The following is a 12,026-nucleotide window of genomic DNA, read 5'->3' as shown; positions in this document are numbered from 1 at the left end:
GCGCGGGAAGCGCGGGGGGCCTCGTCAGGGATCACGTCCCCAGGGTCGCTCAGACGTTGAAACCGAGCGCGCGAAGCTGCTCGCGGCCGTCGTCCGTGATCTTGTCCGGGCCCCACGGCGGCATCCAGACCCAGTTGATCCTGAGCTCGTTGACGATGCCGTCGGTGGCGGACTTCGCCTGGTCCTCGATGACGTCCGTCAGCGGGCAGGCCGCCGAGGTGAGCGTCATGTCGATCGTCGCGATGTTCGCGTCGTCGACGTGGATGCCGTAGATCAGGCCGAGGTTGACGACGTCGATGCCCAGCTCGGGGTCGACCACGTCGTACAGCGCCTCGCGGACCTCTTCTTCCGAGGCCGGCTTGGTCAGGGTTTCGTTCTCGCTCATGCGGTCTTCCTCTCAGCGACGTCGTCGGCGCCCAGTGCCTGCGCCGTCGCGTCCTTCCACGCCATCCAGCTCAGCAGAGCACACTTCACCCGCGCCGGGTACTTCGAGACCCCGGCGAACGCGACGGCGTCCTCCAGGACCTCCTCCATCGCGTCGTCCGGCTCCAGCTTGCCCTTGGACTGCATCAGCTCCAGGAACACCGCCTGGATCTTCTGCGCGTCCGCGAGCTCCTTGCCGACCAGCAGGTCGTTCAGGACGGATGCGCTGGCCTGGCTGATGGAGCAGCCCTGGCCCTCGTACGACACGTCGGCGATCGTCGACCCGTCGTACTTCACGCGCAGCGTGATCTCGTCGCCGCACGTCGGGTTGACGTGGTGCACCTCGGCGTCGCCATCGCGAAGACCGCGCCCGTGCGGGTGCTTGTAGTGGTCCAGGATGACTTCCTGGTACATCGAATCCAGCTTCACGTTCCCAGCCAGCCCCTCAGCCGAAGAAGTTCCGTACGTGCTCCAGGCCGTCGATCAGCGCGTCGATCTCGCCGGGCGTGGAGTACAGATAGAACGACGCTCGCGTGGTCGCAGGAATTCCGTAACGGAGGCAGACCGGGCGGGCGCAGTGGTGACCCACGCGGACCGCGATGCCTTCCTCGTCCAGGACCTGGCCCACGTCGTGCGGGTGGATGTCGCCGAGCGTGAAGGAGATCGCTGCGCCCCGGTCCTCGGCCGAAGCCGGGCCGATGATCCTGAGGTCGGGGACCTCCAGGAGGCGCCGAACCGCGTACTCGGTGATCGCGTGCTCATGAGCGGCGATCTTGTCCATGCCGATCGCGGAGAGGTAGTCCACGGCCGCGCCCAGGCCGACGGCCTGGGAGACCGGGGGCGTACCCGCCTCGAACTTGTGCGGCGCCGGAGCGTAGGTCGACGAGCTCATCGACACCGTCTCGATCATCTCGCCGCCACCGAGGAACGGCGGCAGGTCCTCGAGGAGTTCCTGCCGTCCCCACAGGACGCCGATGCCCGTCGTGGCCAGCATCTTGTGGCCGGTGAAGGCCACGAAGTCGGCCTGCAGCGCCTGCACGTCGAGCACCATGTGCGGGGCGGCCTGCGAGGCGTCGATGAGGACGAGCGCGCCGACCTCCTGCGCACGGCGGACGATCGCCTCGACGGGGTTGAGCGTGCCCAGGATGTTCGAGACCAGGACGAAGGAGACGATCTTCGTCTTCTCCGTGATGATCTCGTTGATGTTGGACAGGTCGAGCCGGCCGTCGTCCGTGAGACCGAACCACTTCAGCTTCGCGCCCGTGCGCTGCGAGAGCAGCTGCCACGGCACGATGTTGGAGTGGTGCTCCATCTCCGTGATGACGATCTCGGTCTCGTGGTCCACGCGGTAGGGCTCGTCGGCCCAGCCGAGCATGTTGGCCACGAGGTTGAGCGACTCCGAGGCGTTCTTCGTGAAGATCACTTCGTCGCGGCTCGGCGCGTTGATGAACGCGGCGACCTTGTCGCGGGCGCCCTCGTAGAGGTCCGTGGCCTCCTCCGCGAGGACGTGCACCCCGCGGTGGACGTTGGCGTTGTGCTTCTCGTAGTACTCGTTGAGTACGTCGAGCACCTGGCGCGGCGTCTGTGACGTGGCCGCGTTGTCCAGGTAGACAAGCTTTTTGCCGTCGTGGATCGTGCGATCCAGGATCGGGAAGTCCTTGCGGATCGCCTCGGTGTCGAGGAGGCCGGTGAGCCCCTGGTGGGCCGCTGTCACGCTGATACGCCACCCTTCGTGTAAGCCTCGTAGCCCTCGGCCTCGAGCTTGTCGGCGAGCTCGGCGCCGCCGGACTCGGCGATGCGGCCGTTCGCGAAGACGTGCACGAAGTCGGGCTTGATGTAGCGCAGGATGCGCGTGTAGTGCGTGATCAGCAGGGTGCCGACCTCGCCGGTCTCGCGGACGCGGTTGACGCCGTCCGAGACCTGGCGCAGGGCGTCGACGTCCAGACCGGAGTCGGTCTCGTCGAGGATCGCGATCTTCGGCTTGAGGAGCTCCATCTGGAGGATCTCGTGGCGCTTCTTCTCGCCGCCGGAGAAGCCCTCGTTCACGTTGCGCTCGGCGAAGGCCGGGTCCATCTGGAGCTGCTCCATCGCGGACTTGACCTCCTTCACCCAGGTGCGCAGCTTGGGGGCCTCGCCGCGGATCGCCGTCGCCGACGTACGCAGGAAGTTGGAGACCGAGACGCCGGGGACCTCGACCGGGTACTGCATGGCCAGGAACATGCCGGCGCGGGCGCGCTCGTCGACGGACATCTCCAGGACGTCTTCGCCGTCGAGGGTGACGGTGCCCTGCGTGATCGTGTACTTGGGGTGACCCGCGATGGAGTAGGCGAGAGTCGACTTGCCGGAGCCGTTCGGGCCCATGATGGCGTGGGTCTCGCCCTGCTTCACGGTGAGGTCGACGCCCTTGAGGATCTCCTTCGTGGCGTTGTCGGCCTCGACGGTGACGTGCAGGTCGTGGATTTCAAGCGTTGCCATGTGCCTCAGGACTCCTGGGTGAGGGAGACGAGCACATCGTCCCCTTCGATCTTTACGGGGTATACGGGGACGGGGCGCGTCGCGGGGAGACCGGACGGCTTGCCGGTGCGGAGGTCGAAGGCGGAGCCGTGCAGCCAGCATTCGATCTGACAGTCCTCCACCTCGCCCTCGGAGAGGGAGACGTTCGCGTGCGAGCAGATGTCGTTGATCGCGAACACCTCGCCCTCGGTGTGGACGACCGAGACCGGCGTGCCGTCGAGTTCCACCCGCTTCGGGGTGTCCTGCGACAGCTCGCCCAGGCCACAGACGCGTACGAATGTCATGCCGCGGACGCCTCCAGCTCCTCTTCGATCTTGCTGAGGAGGCGCTCTTCGACGTCGGGCAGGCCGATCTGCTGAATCAGCTCGGCGAAGAATCCACGGACGACCAGGCGGCGCGCCTCGCCCTCCGGGATACCGCGCGACTGCAGGTAGAAGAGCTGCTCGTCGTCGAAGCGGCCGGTCGCCGAGGCGTGGCCCGCTCCGACGATCTCGCCGGTCTCGATCTCGAGGTTCGGCACGGAGTCGACGCGGGCGCCGTCGGTCAGAACCAGGTTGCGGTTCATCTCGTACGTGTCCGTGCCCTCGGCCGCGGCCTCGATGAGGACGTCGCCGATCCACACCGCGTGGGCGTCGTCGCCCTGGAGCGCGCCCTTGTAGACGACGTTCGACTTGCAGTGCGGCTGGTTGTGGTCGACCAGGAGGCGGTGCTCCTGGTGCTGGCCCGCGTCGGTGACGTACAGGCCGATGAGCTCGGCCTCGCCGCCCGTGCCCGCGTACGCGATGCGGGGGTGCAGGCGCACGACGTCGCCGCCGAAGGTCACGACGACCGACTTGAACGTGGCGTCGCGGCCGATCAGCGCGTTGTGCTGCGCGATGTGCACGGCCTTGTCGTCCCAGTCCTGGACGGAGACGACGGTGAGCTTGGCGCCGTCGCCCAGGAGGTAGTCGACGTTGGCGGCGAGCACGGCGTCACCGGTGTGGTCGATGACGACGAGGGCCTCGGCGAACGCGCCCACCTCGATGACCTGGTGCGCGAAGGCGGTGCCGCCCTCGCCGTGCACGGCGATCCGGATCGGCTCGGTCAGGACCGTCTCCTTGGGGACGCTCACCACCGAGGCCTTCTCGAAGGAGCTGTAGGCCTGTGCGGCCACGCGGTCGACGGGCTTGCCCGCCTTGCCCACGCGGGCGTCGTCACGGCCGACGGTCTCCTGGGTCACGCCGGCCGGGGCGCTCACCTCGACACGGATGCCGCCGGTGGCGACCGCCGTGCCGTCGTGCAGCCCGCGCAGGCGCTCCAGCGGCGTGAACCGCCATTCCTCCTCGCGGCCGTGGGGGACGGGGAAGTCCGCCACGTCGAAGGACGGGGGAGCGCTCATGCGGGTCGCGACGGTGGACTCGGCGGCCACCGCGATCGATCCGGCGGTGGTGGAGCCCACCGGGATATTCTGAGCCTCAGCCATGGCTGTCGTCGTGCTCTCTCTCTGGGTAAAGAAGTCGGTCACTGCGGGACGGTTGCCGGAATTAACCGACCGAACCCTCCATCTGCAGCTCGATCAGCCGGTTCAGCTCCAGGGCGTACTCCATGGGCAGCTCCTTGGCGATCGGCTCGACGAAGCCGCGGACGATCATCGCCATGGCCTCGAACTCCGTCAGACCGCGGCTCATCAGGTAGAAGAGCTGGTCGTCGGAGACCTTGGAGACCGTCGCCTCGTGGCCCATGGACACGTCGTCCTCGCGGACGTCCACGTAGGGGTAGGTGTCCGAGCGGGAGATCGTGTCGACGAGCAGTGCGTCGCAGAGCACGTTCGACTTCGATCCGGCAGCGCCCTCGCCGATCTCGACGAGGCCGCGGTAGGAGGTGCGGCCACCGCCACGCGCCACGGACTTCGAGACGATGTTCGAGGACGTGTTGGGCGCCATGTGGACCATCTTGGAGCCGGCGTCCTGGTGCTGGCCCTCGCCCGCGAAGGCGATGGAGAGCGTCTCGCCCTTGGCGTGCTCGCCCATCAGGTAGACGGCGGGGTACTTCATCGTCACCTTGGAGCCGATGTTGCCGTCGATCCACTCCATGGTCGCGCCCTCGTACGCCACGGCGCGCTTGGTGACCAGGTTGTAGACGTTGTTCGACCAGTTCTGGATCGTCGTGTAGCGGCAGCGGCCGCCCTTCTTCACGACGATCTCGACGACCGCGGAGTGCAGCGAGTCCGACTTGTAGATCGGCGCCGTGCAGCCCTCGACGTAGTGAACGTAGGCGTCCTCGTCGACGATGATCAGCGTGCGCTCGAACTGGCCCATGTTCTCCGTGTTGATGCGGAAGTAGGCCTGGAGCGGGATCTCGACGTGCACGCCCTTGGGGACGTAGATGAACGAGCCGCCGGACCACACCGCGGAGTTCAGCGACGCGAACTTGTTGTCGCCGACCGGGATGACGGTCCCGAAGTACTCCTTGAAGAGCTCCGGGTGCTCCTTCAGCGCCGTGTCGGTGTCCATGAAGATGACACCCTGCGCCTCGAGCTCCTCGTTGATCTGGTGGTAGACGACCTCGGACTCGTACTGGGCCGCGACACCGGCGACGAGGCGCTGCTTCTCCGCCTCGGGGATGCCGAGCTTGTCGTACGTGCTCTTGATGTCCTCGGGCAGGTCCTCCCAGGACTGGGCCTGCTTCTCCGTGGACCGCACGAAGTACTTGATGTTGTCGAAGTCGATGCCCGACAGGTCCGAGCCCCAGTTGGGCATGGGCTTCTTGTCGAAGAGCCGCAGGCCCTTGAGGCGCAGCTTCGTCATCCACTCGGGCTCGGACTTCTTCTGCGAGATGTCCTTGACGACGTCCTCGTTGATGCCGCGCTTGGCGGATGCCCCGGCCACGTCGGAGTCGGCCCAGCCGTATTCGTACGTGCCCAGACCATCGAGTTCGGGGTGGGCAGTCTCCGTGGGGAGCGTCATGCGGGGTTCCTCCCGGCCGTGCTTGCGGATGCGTTGTCTGTGGACTGCGGGGGCTGCGAGGTGTTGCGGGGGATGAACGTCGTGCAGACGCCGTCGCCGTGGGCGATGGTGGCTAGCCGCTGGACGTGCGTCCCGAGGAGGGCGGAGAAGATCTCCGTCTCTGCCTCGCAAAGTTGTGGGTACTGCTCGGCGACGTGGGCGACCGGGCAGTGATGCTGGCACAGCTGCTCGCCTACGGGCGCCGTGCGGGCCGTAGCAGCGTACCCGTCGGCGGTCAACGCCTTCGCGAGAGCCTCGGCTCGCTGCTCGGGGGGCGCCGCGTCGATCGTCTTGCGGTAGGCGACCGCCTGGGCGGCCATCCGCTCGCGGGCGAACTCGACGACCGCCGCGTCGCCGTGCCGCTCGCTGATCCAGCGCAGGGCGTCGGCGGCGAGCTTGTCGTACGACTGGTCGAAGGCGTCCCGGCCGCAGTCGGTGAGCGCGAAGACCTTGGCGGGGCGGCCGCGGGTGCGGGCGCCGTAGACCCGCTGCTCACGGGGCTCGACGACGTTCTCATGGGCGAGTGTGTCGAGGTGGCGGCGGACCGCGGCGTGGGTCAGGCCCAGGCGTCCCGCGAGGTCGGCCACCGTGGAGGGGCCGTGGTCCAGGATGGAGCGCGCGACCCGGTTGCGTGTTGATCGCTCCCCGGTCGCGAGTTCCTCCTGCGGAGCCTCGCCAACGTTTTTCACAACGCCATTGTTGCGTAATTCCTCAGAGCCTGACAACCCGCGTCCGGATCAAGGTGCGGTGTACTGCATCACTTAGGCATACCTAAGCTGACCTGCGGAAATGATCACTGATCGATCAAATCGGTGGTGCTCGACGGCCGGGGCGAGGAGACTCCCTGACCATGTCGACACCCCCTCCCACCGGCCCTTTGTGTACCCGCGCGTCCCTCGCGGCCGACCTCGGGGAGCTCGGTGTGAGCCCCGGCGAGACCCTCCTCGTGCACACCTCGCTGAGCTCCATGGGATGGGTCAGCGGAGGCCCCGTAGCGGTCGTCCAGGCACTTCTCGACGCACTGGGCCAGACGGGCACCCTGGTGGTTCCCACGCAGTCCAGCGACAACTCCGACCCGGCCGAGTGGGGAAACCCGCCCGTGCCCGAGTCCTGGTGGCCCGAGATCCGCGCGTCCATCCCCGCCTACGACCCCCGCACCGCCCCCACCCGCGGCGTCGGCGTGCTCCCCGAGACCGTGCGGACCTGGCCCGGAGCCCTGCGCAGCGCCCACCCGCAGACCTCCTTCGCCGCGGTCGGCCCCCGCGCGGCGGCGCTCCTGGAGGGGCACGCGCTGGACTGCCGCCTCGGTGAGCGCAGCCCGCTGGCCCGCCTGGAGGAATCGGGCGCCCGGGTGCTGCTGCTCGGCGCGGGATTCGACTCCTGCACCTGCTTCCACCTGGCCGAGTACCGCATCCCCGCCCCCGAGGAGGAGAACTCCTTCGCGGTGATGACCCCGCAGGGGCGCCGCTGGACGACCGTGCGGGAGACCTCCCTCTCCGAGGAGCGCTTCGACGAGCTCGGCGCGGACTTCGAGCGGGACCGTCCCGTGCTGCGGGGCACGGTGGGCGCGGCGACGGCCCGGCTCTTCCCGGTGGCCGACGCGGTCGCGTACGCGCAGCGGTGGCTCGACACCCACCGCTCACGGGCCGAGTGGGCGGGCTGACGGCCCCCTGCCCGCGGCCCGCCGACCCCTCTCTAGACTTCCCGCCATGGGAAATGAGTCCGTCGTCCAGGTCACGGGACTGGTCAAGCGGTACGGCAGGAAGACCGCGGTGGACGGCCTCGACCTCCGGGTCCGTGCGGGCGCCGTCACCGCGGTCCTGGGCCCGAACGGCGCCGGGAAGACCACCACGATCGAGACCTGCGAGGGCTACCGCAGGCCGGACGCGGGCACCGTCCGCGTCCTGGGCCTCGACCCGGTCCGCGAGGCCGGCGCGCTGCGCCCCCGCATCGGCGTGATGCTCCAGTCCGGCGGCGTCTACTCCGGCGCCCGCGCCGACGAGATGCTGCGCCACATGGCCAAGCTGCACGCGCACCCCCTGGACGTGGGCGCGCTGATCGAGCGCCTGGGCCTGGAGAGCTGCGGCCGCACCACCTACCGGCGCCTGTCCGGCGGCCAGCAGCAGCGCCTCGCGCTCGCCATGGCCGTGGTCGGACGGCCCGAACTGGTCTTCCTGGACGAGCCGACCGCGGGCCTTGACCCGCAGGCCCGCCGGGCCACCTGGGATCTCGTACGCGATCTGCGCACCGACGGCGTCAGCGTCATCCTCACCACGCACCACATGGACGAGGCCGAACAGCTCGCCGACGAGGTCGCCGTCATCGACGCGGGCAAGGTCATCGCCGAGGGCACCCCGGACGAGCTGTGCCGTGGCGGCGCGGAGAACACCCTGCGCTTCACCGGACGCCCCGGACTCAACGTCGCCTCCCTGCTCAAGGCGCTCCCGCCGGACTCGGCCGCGGCCGAACTCACCCCGGGCGCCTACCGCGTGAGCGGCACGATCGACCCGCAGCTGCTCGCCACGGTCACCTCCTGGTGCGCCCAGCACGGCGTGATGCCGGAGAAGATCGCCGTCGAACGCCACACTCTCGAAGACGTGTTCTTGGAGCTCACAGGCAAGGAGCTGCGCGGATGAGCGCCGCCGGTACGTACACACCGAAGCCGGGCGCCGCCCCGCTCCCCCGCATGATCGCCACGCAGGCCGCGCTCGAGACGAAGATGCTCCTGCGCAACGGCGAGCAACTGCTGCTCACGGTCGTGATCCCGACCCTGCTGCTCGTGCTGTTCAGCGCGGTCGACATCGTCGACACGGGCGACGGCAAGGCCGTGGACTTCCTCGCGCCGGGCATCCTCGCCCTCGCCGTGATGTCGACGGCGTTCACCGGCCAGGCCATCGCCACGGGCTTCGAGCGCCGCTACGGCGTCCTCAAGCGGCTCGGCGCCTCGCCGCTGCCCCGCTGGGCCCTGATGGCGGCGAAGACCCTGTCGGTCCTGGTCACCGAGGTGCTCCAGATCGTGCTCCTCACGGTGATCGCCTTCGCCTTCGGCTGGTCACCGCACGGCAACCCCTTCGCCGTACTCCTCCTCCTGATCCTGGGCACCGCGGCCTTCTCGGGGCTCGGGCTGCTGATGGCGGGCACCCTGAAGGCGGAGGCGACACTGGCCGCCGCCAACCTGGTCTTCCTGCTCCTGCTGGTGGGCGGCGGTGTCATCGTCCCGCTCGACAAGTTCCCCGACGCGGCCCGGTCGGTGCTCGGCCTGCTGCCCATCTCGGCCCTCTCCGACGGCCTGCGGGACGTGCTCCAGGACGGCGCGGGGATGCCCTGGGGGAACCTCGGGATCCTGGCGGTCTGGGCGGTGTCGGGGCTCGGGGCCGCGGGCAAGTTCTTCCGCTGGGAGTAGCCGCGTCCCCCGGAACCGGCGTAACTCGCGTCACAGAAGCACCGGATACGTCCCCCTCGTGAAGCCGTGCACAAGCGGCCCCCTACGATGGTCCCCGTGCCAAACGTGACCCGAGCCGACGCCGTCTCCGCCGTGCGCAATCCGCTCGCCTTCATCGCCGAACGCTGGACCCCGCAGCAGCGGACCGTACAGCGCGCGGCCCTCATCTCGCTGGCGATGACGGTGTGCATCGTGGTCACCGGCGGCGCCGTCCGGCTGACGGGCTCGGGGCTCGGCTGCCCGACCTGGCCCAAGTGCACGGACGACTCCCTGACGGCCACCCACGAGATGGGCTTCCACGGGGTCATCGAGTTCGGCAACCGCATGCTGACGTACGTGCTGTGCGCGGCCGTCGGCTGGGCCATCATCACGGCGCGCTCGCAGAAGCCGATGCGGCGCAGCCTCACCCGGCTCGGCTGGATCCAGTTCTGGCTGGTCATGGGCAACGCGGTGCTCGGCGGGATCGTCGTGCTCGTCGGCCTCAACCCGTACACGGTCGCGGCCCACTTCCTGCTCTCCACCGCCCTGATCGCGGTCGCCGTCACGATGTGGCAGCGCACCCGGGAGGGCGACGGCGAGGTGCGCCCGCTGGTCGGCAAGGCCGTGGCGCAGCTGGTGTGGTTCCTGGTCGCGGCGTCCGTGCTGCTCATCGCGGTCGGCACGGTCGTGACGGGCTCGGGGCCGCACGCGGGCGACTCCAGCGAGGTGCCGCGCATGGGCTTCGACTGGGAGACCGTCAGCAAGCTGCACGCCGTGCTCGCCTGGATCGTGGTGACGCTGACGTTCGCCCTGTGGTTCGTCCTCAAGGCCGTCGACGCCCCCAAGGGCCCCCTGCACCGCACCCGCGACCTGTTCCTGATCCTGCTCGCCCAGGGCGCGATCGGCTACGTCCAGTACTTCACGGACCTTCCCGAAGTCCTGGTCGGCCTGCACATGTTCGGCTCGTGCGTGGTCTGGATCGGCGTGATGCGCGTCCTGCTCTCGCTGCGCGAGCGTCCGTTCGGCACGGCGGAGGTCCCCGCACAGAGCGGTGACTCCCAGCTGTCGGCGGTCTGAGGCCGTCAGCTTTCGGCGAGCCCGTACACCCGGCCCGCGTTGCCCGACGCGATGAGCCCCGCCACGCGCTGGGCGTCCGACAGCGACCAGGCACCGTCCCTGACCCAGCCTCCCAGCACCCGCGCCAGCGCCTCCCCGAAGAGCCGCGCGCCCACCACGTGCAGCTCGGGAAGGCCGTGCGCGCCGCTGGAGAACAGCACCTTGCCGAAAGGCGCCAGCTCCAGGATCTCCGCGAGCACGGCGGCCGCGCGGGCCCCGGTGCGCACCAGGGCGGGCCCCAGATCGGCGTACACGTGCGGGAAGACGCCCGCGAGGTCCGCGGCGTTGCGGTGGTAGGGATAGCCGTGCAGCAGGACCAGATCGGTGCCGAGCCCCGCGGTCGCCCGCGCGAATCCGCCGAAGTACCCCTCGGGATCACCGGCCCCCGCGTGCAGTTGCAGCGGACGCCCCGACGCGACGGCGATCCACAGCAGATGCCTGAGCAGTACGGGGTCCTGGAGCGCCCCTCCCACCTGCCGCCGCCCGAGCCAGCGGCCTGCCGCCCCTCGCACCTCGCCAGGTCCCGGCGGTTCGGGCGCCAGGGCGAGGCTGCGCCGCACGCCCGCCACGGAGGTGAAGGCGACGGCGTTCGCGGCGGCCGCGTGCACGGACTCGGCGAGATTGGCGAGGAACGATTCGACGGTGCCGGAGGTGTCGGCCACCTGTTCGGCCAGTAATTCCAGCCGGACGATCTCGTGGGCCTCGGCGTCGCCGGTGGAGGCCATCTCGCCGGGACCCGTCAGGTCGCCGGGCAGCCCCGTGTCCACGAGATACGTCGTGATGCCGCTGCCCCGCAGGAGGCGCCGCCCCGACTCCAGTACGCCCAGATCGCGGCGTCGGGCGAGATAGCGGGCGGGCGGGCAGTGCGGTTCGAGGCCCAGCAGCGGCGGGCACCAGCGGCGTACGGCGAAGCCCGTCTGGGTGTCGAAGAAGGTGGTGCCGGGCGCGGGGGGTCCCTCGCCCCTTCCGAGGTGGGCCTCGAAGGTACCGAGGCCCAGCTCCGTGCGCAGCACACCGTGGCAGTACTGGTCCACCAGGGACGGCGTTTCGATCATCCGGGCTCCCTGTAGGCGGACCGTGCTCCTACGGTCCTAACGGGTGACCCGGGCGTCAGGTGTTGCTTTTCGCCACTCTGTCCACAGTGGGCCCTCAGCCGTTGCTCGGACCGCCGAGCTGAATGCCCGCCATGCGCGACCACTCGTAGGGTCCGGTCTTCACCTTGGCGGCGAAGTCGCCGTCGAAGTCCTCGTGGACCGTGATCCCGGCCTTCTCCACGGCGCTCAGCGCGATCGCGTGGGTGGGCGCCACCAGGTCGCCCCAGCCGCCGTCCTCGCCGACCAGGACGATGCGGGTGCCCTCGTGCCCGATGTACGCGACCTGCCCCTCCGCACCGCCGTGCGCGCGGGCGAAGGCGCCGATCTCCTTGGCCAGCTTGGCGGCTCGGCGCTCGGCCTTGGCGGCTTGCTTGCTGTCCTCAACCTGCTGCGTCTCTGCCATGGGCAGGATGCTACCGATGGGTAGATCAACTGGCGACGGGCGGGGCACGTGGCGTTCAACACCACGTGCCC

The 12,026-nt window shown here is 69.5% G+C and carries 14 protein-coding genes; 4 read left to right on the top strand and 10 right to left on the bottom strand.

Going from position 1 to position 12,026, the window contains the following annotated elements:
* Positions 1-49 precede the first annotated feature (49 nt).
* The 8 genes from ACFUPX_RS43070 to ACFUPX_RS43035 form a co-directional block, all read right to left on the bottom strand.
* Positions 50-385 carry a metal-sulfur cluster assembly factor gene (locus tag ACFUPX_RS43070; RefSeq protein ID WP_160504340.1) on the bottom strand — a complete coding sequence of 112 codons (336 nt, stop codon included), beginning with the start codon at positions 383-385 and terminating at the stop codon, positions 50-52.
* Positions 382-852 (bottom strand): Fe-S cluster assembly sulfur transfer protein SufU, encoded by a 471-nt coding sequence (gene sufU / locus ACFUPX_RS43065; RefSeq protein ID WP_383335032.1) that lies wholly within the window; start codon positions 850-852, stop codon positions 382-384. The genes ACFUPX_RS43070 and sufU overlap by 4 nt, the downstream gene beginning before the upstream one ends.
* 16 nt (positions 853-868) lie before the next feature.
* Positions 869-2,137, bottom strand: a complete 1,269-nt coding sequence (locus tag ACFUPX_RS43060; protein WP_383335030.1) for a cysteine desulfurase — start codon at positions 2,135-2,137, stop codon at positions 869-871.
* Complete coding sequence (sufC, locus tag ACFUPX_RS43055) at positions 2,134-2,898, bottom strand: Fe-S cluster assembly ATPase SufC (protein ID WP_383335028.1); 765 nt, start codon at positions 2,896-2,898, stop codon at positions 2,134-2,136. Before sufC ends, ACFUPX_RS43060 begins: the two co-directional genes overlap by 4 nt.
* A 5-nt stretch (positions 2,899-2,903) precedes the next feature.
* Positions 2,904-3,221 carry a bifunctional 3-phenylpropionate/cinnamic acid dioxygenase ferredoxin subunit gene (locus ACFUPX_RS43050; protein WP_383335026.1) on the bottom strand — a complete coding sequence of 106 codons (318 nt, stop codon included), beginning with the start codon at positions 3,219-3,221 and terminating at the stop codon, positions 2,904-2,906.
* Positions 3,218-4,399, bottom strand: a complete 1,182-nt coding sequence (gene sufD, locus ACFUPX_RS43045; RefSeq protein WP_383335024.1) for a Fe-S cluster assembly protein SufD — start codon at positions 4,397-4,399, stop codon at positions 3,218-3,220. Before sufD ends, ACFUPX_RS43050 begins: the two co-directional genes overlap by 4 nt.
* A gap of 61 nt (positions 4,400-4,460) precedes the next feature.
* Entirely contained in the window at positions 4,461-5,882 is a 1,422-nt protein-coding gene (sufB, locus tag ACFUPX_RS43040) for a Fe-S cluster assembly protein SufB (RefSeq protein WP_383335022.1), read from the bottom strand.
* Positions 5,879-6,610 carry a helix-turn-helix transcriptional regulator gene (locus ACFUPX_RS43035; RefSeq protein WP_383335020.1) on the bottom strand — a complete coding sequence of 244 codons (732 nt, stop codon included), beginning with the start codon at positions 6,608-6,610 and terminating at the stop codon, positions 5,879-5,881. Before ACFUPX_RS43035 ends, sufB begins: the two co-directional genes overlap by 4 nt.
* A gap of 161 nt (positions 6,611-6,771) precedes the next feature.
* Between ACFUPX_RS43035 and ACFUPX_RS43030 the strand changes: the two genes are divergently transcribed.
* The 4 genes from ACFUPX_RS43030 to ACFUPX_RS43015 all read left to right on the top strand — a co-directional run bounded on the left by ACFUPX_RS43030 (position 6,772) and on the right by ACFUPX_RS43015 (position 10,419).
* Positions 6,772-7,584 carry an aminoglycoside N(3)-acetyltransferase gene (locus tag ACFUPX_RS43030; protein WP_383335018.1) on the top strand — a complete coding sequence of 271 codons (813 nt, stop codon included), beginning with the start codon at positions 6,772-6,774 and terminating at the stop codon, positions 7,582-7,584.
* A 46-nt stretch (positions 7,585-7,630) separates the two neighbouring features.
* On the top strand, positions 7,631-8,557 hold the full coding sequence (locus ACFUPX_RS43025; protein ID WP_383335016.1) for an ABC transporter ATP-binding protein: 927 nt from the start codon (positions 7,631-7,633) through the stop codon (positions 8,555-8,557).
* Positions 8,554-9,324, top strand: coding sequence for an ABC transporter permease (locus ACFUPX_RS43020; protein ID WP_383335014.1), 771 nt, complete (start codon positions 8,554-8,556; stop codon positions 9,322-9,324). The genes ACFUPX_RS43025 and ACFUPX_RS43020 overlap by 4 nt, the downstream gene beginning before the upstream one ends.
* Positions 9,325-9,411: 87 nt before the next feature.
* A complete protein-coding gene (locus ACFUPX_RS43015; RefSeq protein ID WP_383335012.1) occupies positions 9,412-10,419 on the top strand; it encodes a heme A synthase in 1,008 nt (335 codons plus the stop codon).
* A 5-nt stretch (positions 10,420-10,424) separates the two neighbouring features.
* On the opposite strand, the gene ACFUPX_RS43010 is transcribed toward ACFUPX_RS43015, so the two are convergent.
* On the bottom strand, positions 10,425-11,513 hold the full coding sequence (locus tag ACFUPX_RS43010; protein WP_383335010.1) for an amidohydrolase family protein: 1,089 nt from the start codon (positions 11,511-11,513) through the stop codon (positions 10,425-10,427).
* A gap of 94 nt (positions 11,514-11,607) precedes the next feature.
* Positions 11,608-11,955 carry a hypothetical protein gene (locus tag ACFUPX_RS43005; RefSeq protein ID WP_383335008.1) on the bottom strand — a complete coding sequence of 116 codons (348 nt, stop codon included), beginning with the start codon at positions 11,953-11,955 and terminating at the stop codon, positions 11,608-11,610.
* Between the last annotated feature and the right edge of the window lie 71 nt (positions 11,956-12,026).

The organism is Streptomyces sp. NPDC057302, from assembly GCF_042667685.1.
In the GTDB taxonomy this organism is placed as follows: Bacteria; Actinomycetota; Actinomycetes; order Streptomycetales; family Streptomycetaceae; genus Streptomyces.
This window is presented reverse-complemented; position numbering and strand designations above follow the sequence as displayed.

Coding starts and splice junctions, on each gene's coding strand:
- sufD (WP_383335024.1), bottom strand. CDS start 4,399: ATGGCTGAGGCTCAGAATATCCCGGTGGGCTCCACCACCGCCGGATCG.
- ACFUPX_RS43030 (WP_383335018.1), top strand. CDS start 6,772: ATGTCGACACCCCCTCCCACCGGCCCTTTGTGTACCCGCGCGTCCCTC.
- ACFUPX_RS43050 (WP_383335026.1), bottom strand. CDS start 3,221: ATGACATTCGTACGCGTCTGTGGCCTGGGCGAGCTGTCGCAGGACACC.
- ACFUPX_RS43020 (WP_383335014.1), top strand. CDS start 8,554: ATGAGCGCCGCCGGTACGTACACACCGAAGCCGGGCGCCGCCCCGCTC.
- ACFUPX_RS43010 (WP_383335010.1), bottom strand. CDS start 11,513: ATGATCGAAACGCCGTCCCTGGTGGACCAGTACTGCCACGGTGTGCTG.
- sufC (WP_383335028.1), bottom strand. CDS start 2,898: ATGGCAACGCTTGAAATCCACGACCTGCACGTCACCGTCGAGGCCGAC.
- ACFUPX_RS43025 (WP_383335016.1), top strand. CDS start 7,631: ATGGGAAATGAGTCCGTCGTCCAGGTCACGGGACTGGTCAAGCGGTAC.
- sufB (WP_383335022.1), bottom strand. CDS start 5,882: ATGACGCTCCCCACGGAGACTGCCCACCCCGAACTCGATGGTCTGGGC.
- ACFUPX_RS43005 (WP_383335008.1), bottom strand. CDS start 11,955: ATGGCAGAGACGCAGCAGGTTGAGGACAGCAAGCAAGCCGCCAAGGCC.
- ACFUPX_RS43070 (WP_160504340.1), bottom strand. CDS start 385: ATGAGCGAGAACGAAACCCTGACCAAGCCGGCCTCGGAAGAAGAGGTC.
- ACFUPX_RS43015 (WP_383335012.1), top strand. CDS start 9,412: ATGGTCCCCGTGCCAAACGTGACCCGAGCCGACGCCGTCTCCGCCGTG.